Origin of the sequence: Thauera sedimentorum (genome assembly GCF_014489115.1) — a bacterium.
GTDB lineage: Bacteria > Pseudomonadota > Gammaproteobacteria > Burkholderiales > Rhodocyclaceae > Pseudothauera > Pseudothauera sedimentorum.
Window position 1 is genome coordinate 1 of sequence record NZ_JACTAH010000001.1, and the last position, 13,518, is coordinate 13,518.

13 protein-coding genes and 1 riboswitch are annotated in these 13,518 nt (G+C 69.1%); all 13 genes read right to left on the minus strand.

From position 1 onward, the window contains the following. Positions 1–390: 390 nt before the first annotated feature. Positions 391–1,833, minus strand: coding sequence for a magnesium transporter (gene mgtE, locus IAI53_RS00005; protein WP_187716133.1), 1,443 nt, complete (start codon positions 1,831–1,833; stop codon positions 391–393). Between the two features lie 110 nt (positions 1,834–1,943). Next, complete coding sequence (mtgA, locus tag IAI53_RS00010) at positions 1,944–2,636, minus strand: monofunctional biosynthetic peptidoglycan transglycosylase (protein ID WP_187716134.1); 693 nt, start codon at positions 2,634–2,636, stop codon at positions 1,944–1,946. Beyond that, positions 2,633–3,466 (minus strand): shikimate dehydrogenase, encoded by an 834-nt coding sequence (aroE, locus tag IAI53_RS00015; protein ID WP_187716135.1) that lies wholly within the window; start codon positions 3,464–3,466, stop codon positions 2,633–2,635. Before aroE ends, mtgA begins: the two co-directional genes overlap by 4 nt. Before the next feature lie 10 nt (positions 3,467–3,476). Further along, the gene (locus IAI53_RS00020) at positions 3,477–4,313 is read right to left on the minus strand and encodes an energy transducer TonB (RefSeq protein WP_187716136.1); all 837 of its coding nucleotides are present in this window, start codon (positions 4,311–4,313) and stop codon (positions 3,477–3,479) included. A 106-nt stretch (positions 4,314–4,419) separates the two neighbouring features. Then, the gene (locus IAI53_RS00025; protein WP_187716137.1) at positions 4,420–6,327 is read right to left on the minus strand and encodes a ribonuclease catalytic domain-containing protein; all 1,908 of its coding nucleotides are present in this window, start codon (positions 6,325–6,327) and stop codon (positions 4,420–4,422) included. Between the two features lie 43 nt (positions 6,328–6,370). After that, positions 6,371–7,300, minus strand: coding sequence for an EamA family transporter RarD (gene rarD, locus IAI53_RS00030; protein WP_187716138.1), 930 nt, complete (start codon positions 7,298–7,300; stop codon positions 6,371–6,373). Next, positions 7,297–8,139 (minus strand): class I SAM-dependent methyltransferase, encoded by an 843-nt coding sequence (locus tag IAI53_RS00035; RefSeq protein WP_187716139.1) that lies wholly within the window; start codon positions 8,137–8,139, stop codon positions 7,297–7,299. The genes rarD and IAI53_RS00035 overlap by 4 nt, the downstream gene beginning before the upstream one ends. Further along, the gene (locus tag IAI53_RS00040) at positions 8,136–8,717 is read right to left on the minus strand and encodes a YqiA/YcfP family alpha/beta fold hydrolase (protein WP_187716140.1); all 582 of its coding nucleotides are present in this window, start codon (positions 8,715–8,717) and stop codon (positions 8,136–8,138) included. Before IAI53_RS00040 ends, IAI53_RS00035 begins: the two co-directional genes overlap by 4 nt. A gap of 95 nt (positions 8,718–8,812) precedes the next feature. Continuing rightward, complete coding sequence (locus IAI53_RS00045) at positions 8,813–9,067, minus strand: YkgJ family cysteine cluster protein (protein WP_187716141.1); 255 nt, start codon at positions 9,065–9,067, stop codon at positions 8,813–8,815. A 16-nt stretch (positions 9,068–9,083) separates the two neighbouring features. After that, entirely contained in the window at positions 9,084–9,608 is a 525-nt protein-coding gene (locus IAI53_RS00050) for a DUF2478 domain-containing protein (protein WP_187716142.1), read from the minus strand. A 69-nt stretch (positions 9,609–9,677) separates the two neighbouring features. Continuing rightward, on the minus strand, positions 9,678–10,376 hold the full coding sequence (locus tag IAI53_RS00055) for a hypothetical protein (RefSeq protein WP_187716143.1): 699 nt from the start codon (positions 10,374–10,376) through the stop codon (positions 9,678–9,680). A 14-nt stretch (positions 10,377–10,390) separates the two neighbouring features. Then, on the minus strand, positions 10,391–12,307 hold the full coding sequence (gene thiC, locus IAI53_RS00060) for a phosphomethylpyrimidine synthase ThiC (RefSeq protein ID WP_187716144.1): 1,917 nt from the start codon (positions 12,305–12,307) through the stop codon (positions 10,391–10,393). Between the two features lie 118 nt (positions 12,308–12,425). Further along, the gene (gene thiD / locus IAI53_RS00065) at positions 12,426–13,277 is read right to left on the minus strand and encodes a bifunctional hydroxymethylpyrimidine kinase/phosphomethylpyrimidine kinase (protein WP_187716145.1); all 852 of its coding nucleotides are present in this window, start codon (positions 13,275–13,277) and stop codon (positions 12,426–12,428) included. A 76-nt stretch (positions 13,278–13,353) separates the two neighbouring features. Continuing rightward, positions 13,354–13,453, minus strand: a riboswitch (TPP riboswitch). Positions 13,454–13,518: the final 65 nt, after the last annotated feature.

Here is a 13,518-nt window from a genome sequence, read left to right on the forward strand (position 1 = left end):
CCGAACAGGACCGTGAAACGAGAACGCGCCGATGATAGTGAGGATACCCTCGCGAAAGTAGGTCATCGTCAGACTAACCCACAAACAAACGCCGCTCGATCACAACGATCCAGCGGCGTTTGGTCGTATACCGCTCAGAGATCGTGTGACACGTTCGAGTCGGTGTAAACACTCGGCTATTGCACCTTTCCCGTAAGCACCCGGCAAACTCACCTGTCCAGTGCGCCGTGGTGCGCTGAAGATCGTGCCCACCAATTGTGATGGCGGACACCATGGATGTCGTCGTCCCTCGTGACCTGCACTGAGCAGAGGCGAGCCAAGGCGCTTATCGCCAGCGAGAAGCTGATGAACCCCCGGCGATAAGGCTGCTGAACGCGATGGGCGTTCGCTTCAGAGCAGGAAAAGCGTTGCCAGCCCGAGGAAGATGAAGAAGCCGCCCGAGTCGGTCAGCGCGGTGATCATCACCGAACTGCCAATGGCCGGGTCGGCGCCGAGGCGGATACGGATCATGGGGATGAGCACCCCGGCGGTTGCGGCGAGCAGAAGGTTCAGCGTCATCGCCGCAGTCATGACCATCCCGAGCGAGGCGCTGCCGTAGAGCCACCAGGCGAGCACGCCAAGCAGGCCGCCCCACACGATACCGTTGAAAAGGGCCACCCCGAGTTCCTTCTTCAGCAGGCGGTTGCGGGCATCCTGTTCGACCTGGCCCATGGCGATCGCGCGCACGATCATGGTGATCGTCTGATTGCCGGAGTTTCCGCCGATGCCGGCGACGATGGGCATCAGCGCGGCGAGCGCCACCAGCTTTTCGATCGAGCCCTCGAAAGCGCCGATCACCCGCGACGCGATGAAGGCCGTCACCAGATTGACGGCCAGCCATGCCCAGCGGTTCTTCACCGAGTCCCAGACCGAGGCGAAGATGTCCTCGCCTTCGCGCAGGCCGGCGTGGGCGAGGATCTCGTGCTCGCTCTCCTCGCGGATGAAGTCGACCACATCCGCGACCGTCAGGCGGCCGATCACCCGCTTCTCGGTGTCCACTACCGGCGCGGAGACGAGGTCATAGCGTTCGAAGGCCTGCGCTGCCTCGTCGGCGTCATCGTCGGGCTGAAAGCTGATGATCTGGTCGTGCTGCATGACCTCGTGGACTTCCAGGTCCGGGTCGGTGATCAGCAACTTCTCCAGTGTGAGGATGCCCTTGAGGTGATCCTCGCGGTCGACGACGAAAAGCTTGTCGGTGTGGTCGGGCAGTTCCTCGAAGCGGCGCAGATAGCGCAGCACGACTTCCAGGGTCACGTCTTCGCGGACGGTGACCATGTCGAAGTCCATCAACGCGCCGACCGAGTCTTCGGCGTAGGACATCGCCGCGCGCAGCTGTTCCCTGCCCTCGCTGTCGAGCGACTGGAACACGTCCTGGATGACCTCGGGCGGAAGATCCGGAGCAAGGTCGGCGAGCTCGTCGGCATCGAGCGTTTCGGCGGCCGCCTTGAGCTCGTGCGGGTCCATGGTCTCGATGAGCGACTCGCGGACCGCGTCGGACACCTCGAGCAGGATCTCGCCGTCCCGCTCGGCCTTCACCAGATCCCAGACGAACAGGCGTTCGTCCAGGGGCAGTGCCTCCAGCACGTAGGCGATGTCGGCCGGGTGGAGTTCGTCCAGCTTGGTCTGCAGTTCGGCCACGTGCTGCTTGTGCACGAGGTTCTCGACCAGCTCGTGGCGCGGCATGTCCTGTCGGTGGACGAGGCCTTCGACCAGCTTGTGGCGCGAGAGCAGTTCCTGCACTTCACGCAGGTGTTGCTGCACGTCGTCCGGGTGGCGTTCGTCTTCTTGGGTCATGGCGTTTGGGCGGACTGGGTGCGGATGGCGGGGGGAACTGCGGACCCTGCGGATTTTACGGACTTAGCACGGGCGGCGCGACCCCGGAGCGTCGCGTTGCGGCGCCTGTCTCAAGGGATGCGTGAATAATGCATCCGTTGCCGCACCCGTTCGGCATGCGCTGCGAGACGCGGGCCGAAACTGCGTTCGTAGCGGCGCGGATTGGGCAGCATGACTGCCAGCCGGGCCGCTTCCACCGGGCCGAGACGGTGGGCGGAAATGCCGAAGTGATGCTGGGCGGCGGCTTCGGCGCCGAACACGCCGTCGCCCCATTCGACCACGTTCAGGTAAACCTCGAGGATCCGCCGCTTGCTCCAGGTGGCCTCGATCATTACGGTGAGTACCGCCTCCTGCGCCTTGCGCAGATAGCTGCGCGATGGGGACAGGAACAGATTCTTCGCCAGCTGCTGGCTGATCGTCGAACCACCCGCCGCGGTACGGCCGCGCTCCTGGTTGCGTTCCAGCGCGCGCTGGATGCCTTCCCAGTCGAAACCCGTGTGGTCCAGGAAGCGGTCGTCTTCGGCTGCGACCACCGCACGCTTGAGATGTGTGGAGATGCGCTCGTAGGGCACCCACTGGTAACGAAGCTCGGCTTTCGGGCGATCCTGCCGGAGTTCTTCTAGCCTCAAGGCCATGAAGCTGGTCTCTTGCGGTGCCGCGTGCCGCCACCACAGGACCCAGCCGAAGAACCACAGCTGCGTCACCAGCAGCAGCGCACCCAGTACCGCGAGCACACGCCACAGCAAGCGCAGCGGCTTCTTCATCCGCGATCGATACTCGCGCGCAAATCGGCAAGCACGCTGGTCGTCTGCGGACGGACGCCGCGCCACAGCTGGAAGCTCTCGGCAGCCTGCTCGACGAGCATGCCCAGACCGTCGGCCACTGCGGCAGCGCCGTCGGCGCGCGCGGCGCGCATGAAGGCCGTGTCACCCTTGCCGTACATCATGTCGTAGGCAAGCGCGCCCGGTGCGTATACCCCGGGCGGCAGCTCGGGGCTCTGTGCCGACAAGCTGGCGGCCGTGGCATTGATCACGAGATCGAATGTCGAGCCGGCGAGCCCGGCGAAGCTGCTGGCGCGAAGCTCTGCGTCCCCGGCTCCCGCGCGGAAGCGATCGGCCAGCTCCAGGGCGCGGGATTCCGTGCGATTGGCGATCACCAGCGAGGCGGGGCCTTCCATGAGCAGCGGCAGGATTGCGCCGCGGGCCGCGCCGCCGGCGCCGAGCAACAGCACGCGCCGGCCGGCGAGCTGGCGGCCGAGATTGTGGGTCAGATCGCGCACCAGGCCGGCGCCGTCGGTGTTGTCGCCGTACGCCTGGCCGCCGTCGAAGGCCAGCGTGTTGACCGCGCCTGCCGCCTCGGCTCTTGGGCTCAGACGGTCGGCGAGCTCGAAAGCTTCCAGCTTGAAGGGTGCGGTGACATTGAGCCCGCGCCCGCCCGCAGCGCGAAAGGCCGCCACGGTCGCGGCAAAGCCGTCCAGCGGGGCAAGCAGTGCTTCGTAGTGGAGCTCCTGCCCGGTCTGCGCGGCAAACTCCGCGTGGATGAGAGGGGACTTGCTGTGGGCAACGGGGTTGCCGACGACGGCGTAGCGGTCCATGCGGGGCGGCTCAGTTGGCGCGCATCTGGTCTGCGCTGGTGAAGGTCCAGGTGCGCGTGATTTCCAGTAGGTCGGTGTCGGCGCGGATGTCGGGCGGGAAGGGCGCGAAGGGCGAGGCGAGCTGGATGATGCGCCGCGCGGCGTCGTCCAGCACCTGGTGCCCCGAGGAGCGCACGATGTCGACCGTCTCGACCCTGCCGTCAGCGCGGATGGTCACGGTGAGCATCAGGCTGCCATACAGCTTGCCGCGCGCGGCCTCCGGGTAGTTGAGCGTGCCGATGCGCTCGATTTTCTGGCGCCAGTCTTCCACGTACTGGGCGAAGCGGTACTCGCGTGCCCGCGCGCCGATGGACTTGCGTCGCGGGCGGCGTGAGTACTCCTGCATGTCGCGCTCGATCTGCGCCTCCAGGCGCGCCATGGCCGCGGCGCTGTCGAGCAGGTCCAGGCCGGTCGTGGGGCGTGGCGTCTCGCGCGGTGTTTCCTGAGGGCGCGCAGCGGACAGCGTCGCTTCGGCGCGCGGCGCCGTCAGCGCCTGCGGGCGGGGGGTGTCCACCGCTTCCGCGCGACGCTGGGCGTTGATCAGGGCGTCGCCCTGTTGCTGGGTCGGCTGCGGCGGCAGCGGGGAGCGCGGACGGAGCTTCTGCTCGGAGTTGCCGCCGCCATCGAGGTTCGCCTGGGCCAGCACCTCGGCTTTTTCGGGGGGCTTGCTGTGGCGTGCATTGACCAGCACGACTTCCAGGCCACTGTCGCGCTTCGGTTGCTTGGCAGGGTCGGGCAGGCGGAAGCTCACCGCGAACAGCAGGCTATGAACGATCAGCGAGACCGCGAAGGCGATCTTCAGCCGCATGTCGCGCCCGAACCAGCCTGCCGACGGGCCGCTTGCCGCAAGCGCGGGCGCAGCGAATGGCGTCGGGCGAGAGGAGGCGGCGGGCGTCGTCGGCATGGCCTGGATTCTACGATCCTTCGAAGAAGGACATGCCGTTTTCCGAGGGCTCCGGCTCGGCGAGGGTGGCGACGTAGCGCGCGTGCACCTCGACGTCGAGCAGGTCGCTGCCCTCGATCGCCAGCTTCACCCGGCTGCCCGGGTACTGCAGCGGCAGCGAGGCGACCTTGAAGGTCAGCGGTACGCTGTCCAGGCGCACCAGGTTGTCGCGCACCACGATGGCCTCTACTTCCTTGGGCGCCTGCTGGCGCAGCCAGCGCACGCACCAGTAGCGCTCCATCTGGCGCTGGAACTCGGCGTAGGCGGCGTAGGTGAGCTCGAAGTCGCGCAGCGCGGCCATCAGGTCGGTGGAGCGCGGCGCAAAGGCCGGCTCGCCGCCGGTGAGCACCGCGATCAGCTGCCACTGGTTGACCAGGTCAACGTAGCGGCGCAGCGGCGAACTCGACCAGGCGTAGCAATCCACCCCCAGGCCTTCGTGCGGGCCGCCGGTGGTGGTCATGCGCACCTTGCCGCCGCTCTGCACGCGATACAGGCCGGGCACGTTCACCTCGTCGAGCAGCTTGCCCCAGGTGGAGTTGGCCAGAATCATCAGCTCGGCGACCAGCTTGTCCATCGGCGAACCGCGTTTGCGCTGGCCGATGCTGACATAGCCGGGACCGTCGGCGGTGTCGGTCTGCCAGTCGACATAGAAGCTGTGATCGACCTGGTTCTGGTTGGACGAGGCCTTGCCGCGCCCGGCCTCCAGCACGGTGGCGAGGTCCCACAGCACGGTGAGCTCGCGCTTCCATTCGAAGTCCGGGCCACCGTCGTGCAGGGTGTGCTCGTTGAACACCGGCTCGATGTCGTGGTGGCGCAGGTTGGCGACGATGGGCACGATCTCGATGCGGCTCTCCTGGCCGGACACCGAGAGGTCGGCATTGACGTCGAGGTAGAGCGAGATCGCCGGGCAGTCGCGCCCGGCGGCCAGCGTGAAGCACTCGACCACTTCGTCGGGCAGCATGGTGATCTTGTTGCCCGGCATGTACACGGTGGACAGCCGCCGGCGGGCGATCGCGTCCAGCGCGGAGCCGCGCGAGAAACCGAGCGAGGGCGCGGCGATGTGGATGCCGACCCGCCAGCCGCCGGTGGCGCGCGGGGTCACCGAGAAGGCGTCGTCGATCTCGGTGGTGGTGGCGTCGTCGATCGAGAAGGCCGCCACCTCGGCGCGCGGCAGGCCGTCGGGCACCACGGGGGCGTCGAAGGTCGGGAAGTGCACGCCTTCCGGGAAGTACTCGAACAGGAAGCGGTTGTGGTGGAACTCGTAGCTGGAGGACAGTGCGCCGCACTTGAGCAGCAGCCGGGCGGCGGACAGCCCCGCATCCACGCAGGCCGCCTCCAGCGCCTTCACTTCGGGGCGGTTGCGGTCCGGGCGGTAGAGCAGCTGCGCCAGCATGCCGGAGAACTCCGCGGGCAGGCGGCCGGCGAGCAGCTCGTCGCGCATGCGGTCGATGGCCGCGGCCTGCTGGCGCTTCTTCTCCAGGCCCGCGAGCGCGGCCTGCAGGATGTCGGCCGGCGCCTTGCGGAAGCGGCCCTTGCCCTTGCGGTGGAAGTAGATCGGTGCGGAATGCAGGCGCAGCAGCACCGCGGCGGCCTCCACCGGCGTCGGCGCATGGCCGTGGTACTCGGCGGCGAAGTCGGCGAAGGCGAATTCCTCGTCGCCGCAGACTTCCCACAGGAACTCGGTGTCGAGCTGCTCGGCCTCGGCTTCGGCGCGCGCGAGCAGTTCGGCCGGCGCGGGTTCGCGGAAGTTCAGCAGCACGTTGGCGCGCTTGAGCTTGACCCGCTTGCCGTGGGTGGTCTCCACCTGCAGGGAGGCATCGTTATCAGCGAGGATGGTACCGGCCTTGAAGGCCCCGTCCTCTTCGAACAGCACGAACATCAGTGACCGCCGGAAATTGAGCAAGCCCGACAGTCTACCGGATTCACCCCGGCGCCGCGGGGGCGCGTCGCATGCTGCGCCCGGCGCGCAGCAGATCCAGCGAATAGAGCGCCAGCGCGGCCCAGATCAGCGCGAAACCGAGCAGCTGGCCGGCGTCGAAGGGTTCGCGGAACACCAGCACGGCGAGCAGGAAGTTGAGCGTCGGGGCGATGTACTGCAGGAAGCCCACCGTGGACAGCGGCAGCCGTTGGGCGCCGACCGCGAACAGCATGAGCGGCACTGCGGTGAGCACGCCGGCCGCCGGCAGCAGCCAGTCGGTGAACGCGCCGTGGCCGAAGGCGAGGGTGCCCTGCGCCGCCAGCCAGCCGAGGTAGGCGAGGGCGAGCGGGGCGGTGATCAGGGTCTCGACGAACAGCCCGCTCACCGCGTCGATCGGCGCGCGCTTGCGCAGCAGGCCGTAGAAGCCGAAGGTCAGCGCGAGGAAGAGCGCGATCCATGGCAGGCTGCCGACTTGTCCGACCCGCCACAGCACGCCGGCCGCGGCCAGCGCCACCGCAAGTTTCTGCAGCGGGCGCAGGCGTTCGCCGAGGAAGATGCGGCCGAGCAGCACGCTGACCAGCGGGTTGATGAAGTAGCCCAGGCTGGCTTCCACCAGCCGGTCGGCCGAGATCGCCCAGACGAAGACCAGCCAGTTGCTGCCGGTGAGCAGCGCGGTCAGCGCGAGCAGGCGCAGCAGCTGCGGCTGGCCGCGCAGGCGTGCGATGGCGCGAAAGCCGCCCGCGGCGGGCCACAGCGCCAGCAGGCCGGCGAGGAAGACCGCGGACCACAGCACGCGGTGGGCGACGATCTCGGAGGACGGCACGCTGCCCACCGCCTTGAAGTAGAGCGGTGCCAGACCCCAGATGATGAAGGCGGTGAGTGCCGCCAGCACGCCATTGCGCTGGCGCAAGGCGGCCGCTTGAGCAGGGCTCATCGGGCTGCCGAGGCAATCAGGGCGCTGGCTTCGACGGTGTAGCCCGTGCCGTCGCGGTGGTGCGCCAGTTCGTCCGCCACCGCCTCGCGCAGGCGCTGCTGCATGGGCTCGGGCAGTTGGGCCAGTGCTTCCGCTGCGCCGCCGGCAAGGCTGAGGAAGGCGTCCCAGTAGGCCTGCGCATCGTCGAAGCGGCAGCTGAAGCGGCAGGGCGTGATGCGGATGTCGGCAAAGCCCGCGTCGGACAGGGCCGCCTCCAGCACTTCGGGCGTGCCGAAGCGGAACACCGAGGGGCGCGCCACGCGCGGCGGTGGCAGCAGACGGGCGATGCAGGCCTGGGCGCGGCTGATCAGCGGCACCGCTTCCGCCGTACCCCATACCGACAGCACCAGCCGGCCGCCCGGGCGCAGTACGCGCCGTGCCTCGGCCAGCGCGCGCTCGGGGTGGGGGAACATGAACAGCGCCAGCCCGGCGAGTACGCGGTCGAAGGCGGCATCGGGCAGGCAGAGGTGCTCGGCGTCGGCCGCGGCGCAGGCCAGCGCGCTGCAGGCGTCCGCCTCGGCGCGGCGCGCGCCTTCGGCGAGCATGGCTTCGGCGATGTCGGTGGCGAGCACCCAGCCGTCCGGTGCGACCTTTTCGGCCACTTCGCGGGCCAGCAGGCAGGGGCCGCTGGCCAGGTCGAGCACGCTCTGGCCGGGCTGCAGCCGTGCCGCTTCGAGCAGCGCGTGGCCGAGCTCGGCGCGCAGGTGGGCGCCGTCGGCGTAGGCGGCGGCGATGCGGTTGAAGCCCTTGCGTTCCAGGGTCTTGAAGCGGCGGGCGTCGAAAGCGGGAGGCTGGGTCATTGCAGTCCGGCGAAGCCGAGGATGTCGTCGAGGTAGTCGTTCCAGCGCGAGAAGCCGTGGTCGCCGCCTTCCAGCACGGTCTGCCGGGCGCCGGCGTACCGGGCCACCGCGTCGCGGTAATCCAGCACCTCGTCGCCGGTTTCCGCCAGCAGCCAGAAGTTGTGCGGGCGGCTGATGCGCGGCACTTCGATCGCGCGCAGTTCGTCCAGATGGGCGCGCGTCAGTTCGAAGCGCTCGCCGGTGTACAGATTGTCCTGCCAGCCCAGCCAGGGCTCGAGCGACAGCGCGGCGAGCACGGCGGGGTTGACCAGCACCGCGCGCAGGTCGTGGCGCTCGGCCAGCCAGGTGGCGTAGTAGCCGCCGAGCGAACTGCCCACCAGGGTGGGGGCGCGTTCCGGGAAAGCGGCGCGCGCGCGGGCGATTTCGTCCTCGATGCGGGCGATCGCGGCGGCCGGGGAGACCGGCAGCTGCTCGCACCAGAAGCGGTCGGCAAGGCCGCGCCCGGCCATGTGGCGCTGCAGCGCGGTGGCCTTGATCGAGGCCGGGGCGGAGCGGAAGCCGTGCAGGTAGATGATCATTGCCGGGGTGCGGGACGCAAAGGGGGAAGTTTATCCGCGCGCGCCGGCATGCGGCCGGAACAGTTTGCGCGCCGACGGCCGGGCCGCTGTGCCCGTCAGGGGCTGGTCAGCGCTTCCAGCTGCGTCAGCCAGCGCAGCGCCTGCGCATCGCTGTCGCTGCACATCTCGCGCGTCGGGCGCAGGCTTGCGCACACCGCGGGACGACGCGGGTCGCCGAACAACCGGCACAGGCCGTGCTCGTCGAGCTGAACGCAGCGCACGCCGGCCGGCTTGCCGCCCTCCATGCCGGGAATCGGCGAGGAAATCGAGGGGGCGATGCAGCAGGCCGCGCAGCCGGGGCGGCAGTTCATGGCAGGAATGGACGGCTCAGTGCGCGGCGCGCACCGCCTGCCACCAGGCCAGCACCGCATCGATCTCGGCGGGGAGCAGGGTGGCGGGATCGCCGGTGAAGCGCTGCCAGTCGGCGCTGAGGCGTTCGGCCACCGCGGTGAGCACCGGGATGCCGCGCGCCGCGGCCAGGCCCATTTCCGCACGCAGACCGCCGCCGCCGGCCTCCTGGGCGCCGAACTTGTTGAACATCACCAGATCCGCGCCCTGCTCGATGGCCTGGCGTACCGCCACGGCGGCCTGCGCCAGCGCGCCGGTGTCGAGCCGGCAGGCGGTCGAGCCGCTGCCGAGGTCCTGGGTGAGATTGAAGCGTGCCCCGCTGGCGAGGTCTTCCAGCGCCATCGCGCAGGGATCGTCCGGGGTGGCGCGGGCATCGTGCTGCACCACGCCGCCCAGGCGCACGCCGCGTCCGGCCAGCGCGGCGGCGGTGGCGCGCATGAAGGCGCCGATGTCCAGCGTGGGCGGATAGACGACCGCGGCAATCGGCAGAGGGGCGGTGTTCATGGCAGCGGGGCGGGGGCGAAAGCGCGTATTGTCGCACCGCGGCGCGACGAGCCCAATCCCCCGGGCGGTTCAGGGGCAATCAGGGTCGTGCTGCCCCCACTCGACGACCTGCCAGCGCGCCGGCGCGATCTGCCAGCAGGCCAGCTGCCGGTTCTGCGGGGCGAGGCCGAAGGTGTCGTGGTCGATGACTTCTACCGCGGCGCGATACAGGGCGCAGGCGAGCGCTGCGGCGTCCTCCAGGCGGCCGGCTTCCAGGCCCTCGGGGGGCAGCGGCGGGCGGGCGGAGGACAGCACGTCGTGGTAGCTCGCCCAGTGCCGCTGGCGCAGCGCGTCGCCCAGCGCGGTACGCCGAGCCGGCAGCAGGGCGGGTTCGACCGCCTGGCCGAGCACGTTGGAGAACAGGATGGCCGCGTGCGGGTATTCCGCGGCCAGCGCGGCGGGGCCGTCCACCGCGGACAGGGCGTCCAGGGTGCCGAAGTGCCAGTCGATGCCGGGCAAGCGCCGGCGCAGCAGCCAGCGGGCGAGCGGGTCGGGCTCCAGTGCATGGACGCGGCGGAAGCGGGCGAGGAAGTCCGCATCCAGCGTGTAGCCGGCCGAAGGGCCGACCACCACCAGCTCTTCAGCCGGTGGCGTCCAAGCGCGCAACCAGCCTTGCGTACGGGCAAGGAAGGGCGGCCACAGCGTCTGCCGCCAGCGCCACGCCCGCAGGTGGTAGCCCAGCCCGCCCGAGGCGTCGGCGAAGTGGGGCGCCAGCCTGCGGGCGGCCATGCTCAGGCTCGTGCTCAGGCCTTGTGGTAGACCTCGACGCCCTTGCGCACGAACTCCACCGCCTTCTCCTGCATGCCCTTCTCCAGCGCGGCCTCCTCGGCGATGCCTTGCTGGGCGGCGAAGTCGCGCACGTCCTGGGTGATCTTCATCGAGCAGAAGTGCGGGCCGCACATCGAGCAGAAGTGGGCGACCTTGGCGGAGTCCTTGGGCAGGGTCTCGTCGTGGAATTCCTTGGCCTTGTCCGGATCGAGGCCGAGGTTGAACTGGTCTTCCCAGCGGAACTCGAAGCGCGCCTTGGACAGCGCGTTGTCGCGGATCTGCGCGCCCGGGTGGCCCTTGGCCAGATCGGCGGCGTGGGCGGCCAGCTTGTAGGTGATGATGCCTTCCTTGACGTCCTGCTTGTTGGGCAGGCCGAGGTGCTCCTTGGGCGTCACGTAGCACAGCATCGCGGTGCCGTACCAGCCGATGGTCGCCGCGCCGATGCCGCTGGTGATGTGGTCGTAGCCCGGGGCGATGTCGGTGGTCAGCGGTCCCAGAGTGTAGAAGGGTGCTTCCTTGCACTGCTCGAGCTGGAGATCCATGTTCTCCTTGATCCTGTGCAGCGGCACATGGCCCGGGCCTTCGATCATCACCTGCACGTCGTGCTTCCAGGCGATGTCGGTGAGTTCGCCCAGGGTCTTGAGTTCGCCGAGCTGGGCTTCGTCATTGGCGTCGTAGATGGAGCCGGGGCGCAGGCCGTCACCCAGCGAGAAGGCCACGTCGTAGGCCTTCATGATTTCGCAGATGTCTTCGAAGTGGGTGTAGAGGAAGCTTTCCTTGTGATGCGCCAGGCACCACTTGGCCATGATGGAGCCGCCGCGCGAGACGATGCCGGTGAGGCGGTTGGCGGTGAGCGGGACGTAGCGCAGCAGCACGCCGGCGTGGATGGTGAAGTAGTCCACGCCCTGCTCGGCCTGCTCGATCAGGGTGTCGCGGAAGATCTCCCAGGTGAGTTCCTCGGCGCGGCCGTCGACCTTCTCCAGCGCCTGGTAGATCGGCACGGTGCCGATCGGCACCGGCGAGTTGCGGATGATCCACTCGCGCGTCTCGTGGATGTTCTTGCCGGTGGACAGGTCCATCACCGTGTCGCCGCCCCAGCGGATGGACCAGGTCATCTTGTCCACTTCCTCGCTGATCGAGGAGCCCAGCGCCGAGTTGCCGATGTTGGCGTTGATCTTCACCAGGAAGTTGCGCCCGATGATCATCGGCTCGGTTTCCGGGTGGTTGATGTTGGCCGGGATGATGGCGCGGCCGCGGGCGACTTCGTCGCGCACGAACTCGGGGTTGATCTCGGCCGGGATGCTGGCGCCGAAGTTCTGCCCCGGGTGCTGGCGGCCGAGCATGGCGGCCATCTTCTGCCCGGTGGGGCCGGCGTTCTTCAGCGACTCGATGTATTCCGCGCGGCGCAGGTTCTCGCGGATGGCGATGTATTCCATCTCCGGGGTGATGATGCCGCGCCGGGCGTAGTGCATCTGGGTGACGTTGGCGCCAGCCTTGGCGCGCAGCGGCTTGCGATGCAGGCCGGGGAAGCGCAGTTCGTCCAGTGCCGGGTCCGCGGCGCGCTGGCGGCCGTACTCGGAGGACAGGTCGGCGAGTTGTTCGGTGTCGCCGCGTTCGGCGATCCAGCCGGCGCGCAGCGCGGGCAGGCCGGAGCGGATGTCGATCTTCGCTGCCGGGTCGGTGTAGGGGCCGGAACAGTCATAGACGAAGATCGGCGGGTTGGGCTCGGCACCGAAGGAGGCCGGGGTGTCGGCCTGCGAGATCTCGCGCATCGGCACGCGGATGTCCGGGCGCGAGCCTTCGACGTAGATCTTGCGCGAGTTGGGCAGCGGGGCGATGGCGGCTTCGTCCACCTTGGCCTGCGTGGCGATGAATTGTTCCTTGGCGTTCATAGGTTCTCTCTCCGGGGGGCGTCTATTGCTGTAGGAGCGGGCTTGCCCGCGATTCGGTCGTGGCATGACGAACGCTGCAATCGCGGGCAAGCCCGCTCCTACAGGGGTGAGGCGTGGCTCAGCGCGGCCACAGCGCGTGGAAGTGATGCACCGGGCCGTGGCCGCTGCCCACCGCCAGCTCTCCGGCGCGCGCGATGGCGCCCAGCAGCCACTGGCGGGCGTCGCGCACCGCGGCTTCCACCGGGTGCAGGGCTTTCTGGCGCTGCGGCAGCAGGGCGGCGATGGCGGAACTCAGCGTGCAGCCGGTGCCGTGGGTGTTCCTGGTGTCGATTCGTGGCGCGGGCAGCTCGATCATGCGGTCGCCGTCGAACAGCAGGTCGGTGAGCTCGTTGCCCGGCAGGTGGCCGCCCTTGAGCAGCACCCAGCGTTCCGAGGACAGCGGCAGCAGTTCACGCAGGCGCTCGGCGGCGCGATACATTTCCTTGACCGTCTCCGGGGCGCTGCTCTCCAGCAGCACGCCGGCTTCGGGCAGGTTGGGGGTGATCATGAAAGCCTGCGGAAACAGCGCCTCGCGCATCATCGAGATCGCACTTTTCGCCAGCAGCGCGTCGCCGCTCTTGGCCACCATCACCGGGTCCAGCACCACGTTGACCGCCTGCCAGTGGGCCAGGCGGTCGGCCACCGCGGCGGTGACCTCGGCGCTGCCCAGCATGCCGATCTTGGTGGCGTGGATGGCCACATCGGCGAACAGGGTGTCGATCTGCAGGCGCAGGAAGTCGGTGGGCGGCACATGCACGCCCGCCACGCCTTGCGTATTCTGTGCGGTGAGCGCGGCGACCACGCCGCAGCCATAGGCCCCCGCGGCGGCAAAGGCCTTGAGGTCGGCATAGATGCCGGCTCCGCCGGACGGGTCGATGCCGGCGATGCTGAGCACGTTGGGTATCTGCGACTGCGCGGCCGATGCGCTCATGGGCGGGCGCTCCGCGATGGAATCGGCGGGCAGCCTGTCGCGCCGCGGACGGGCGCAGCAATGGAAGGATGGAATGAGTGCATGTAACGCGTTTCCCTACGCCGGCTCGACCCGGATCAGGTTCCAAGGGACTCTCTCAGCCTGCAGCAAGCCGGCAGGCACCCCCAACGGTGAACGCCGGACGATACTGCAAGGCCCGAACGAAGGCAAGGCGGCCCGCCGCCCTCAAGATTGGTCCGCC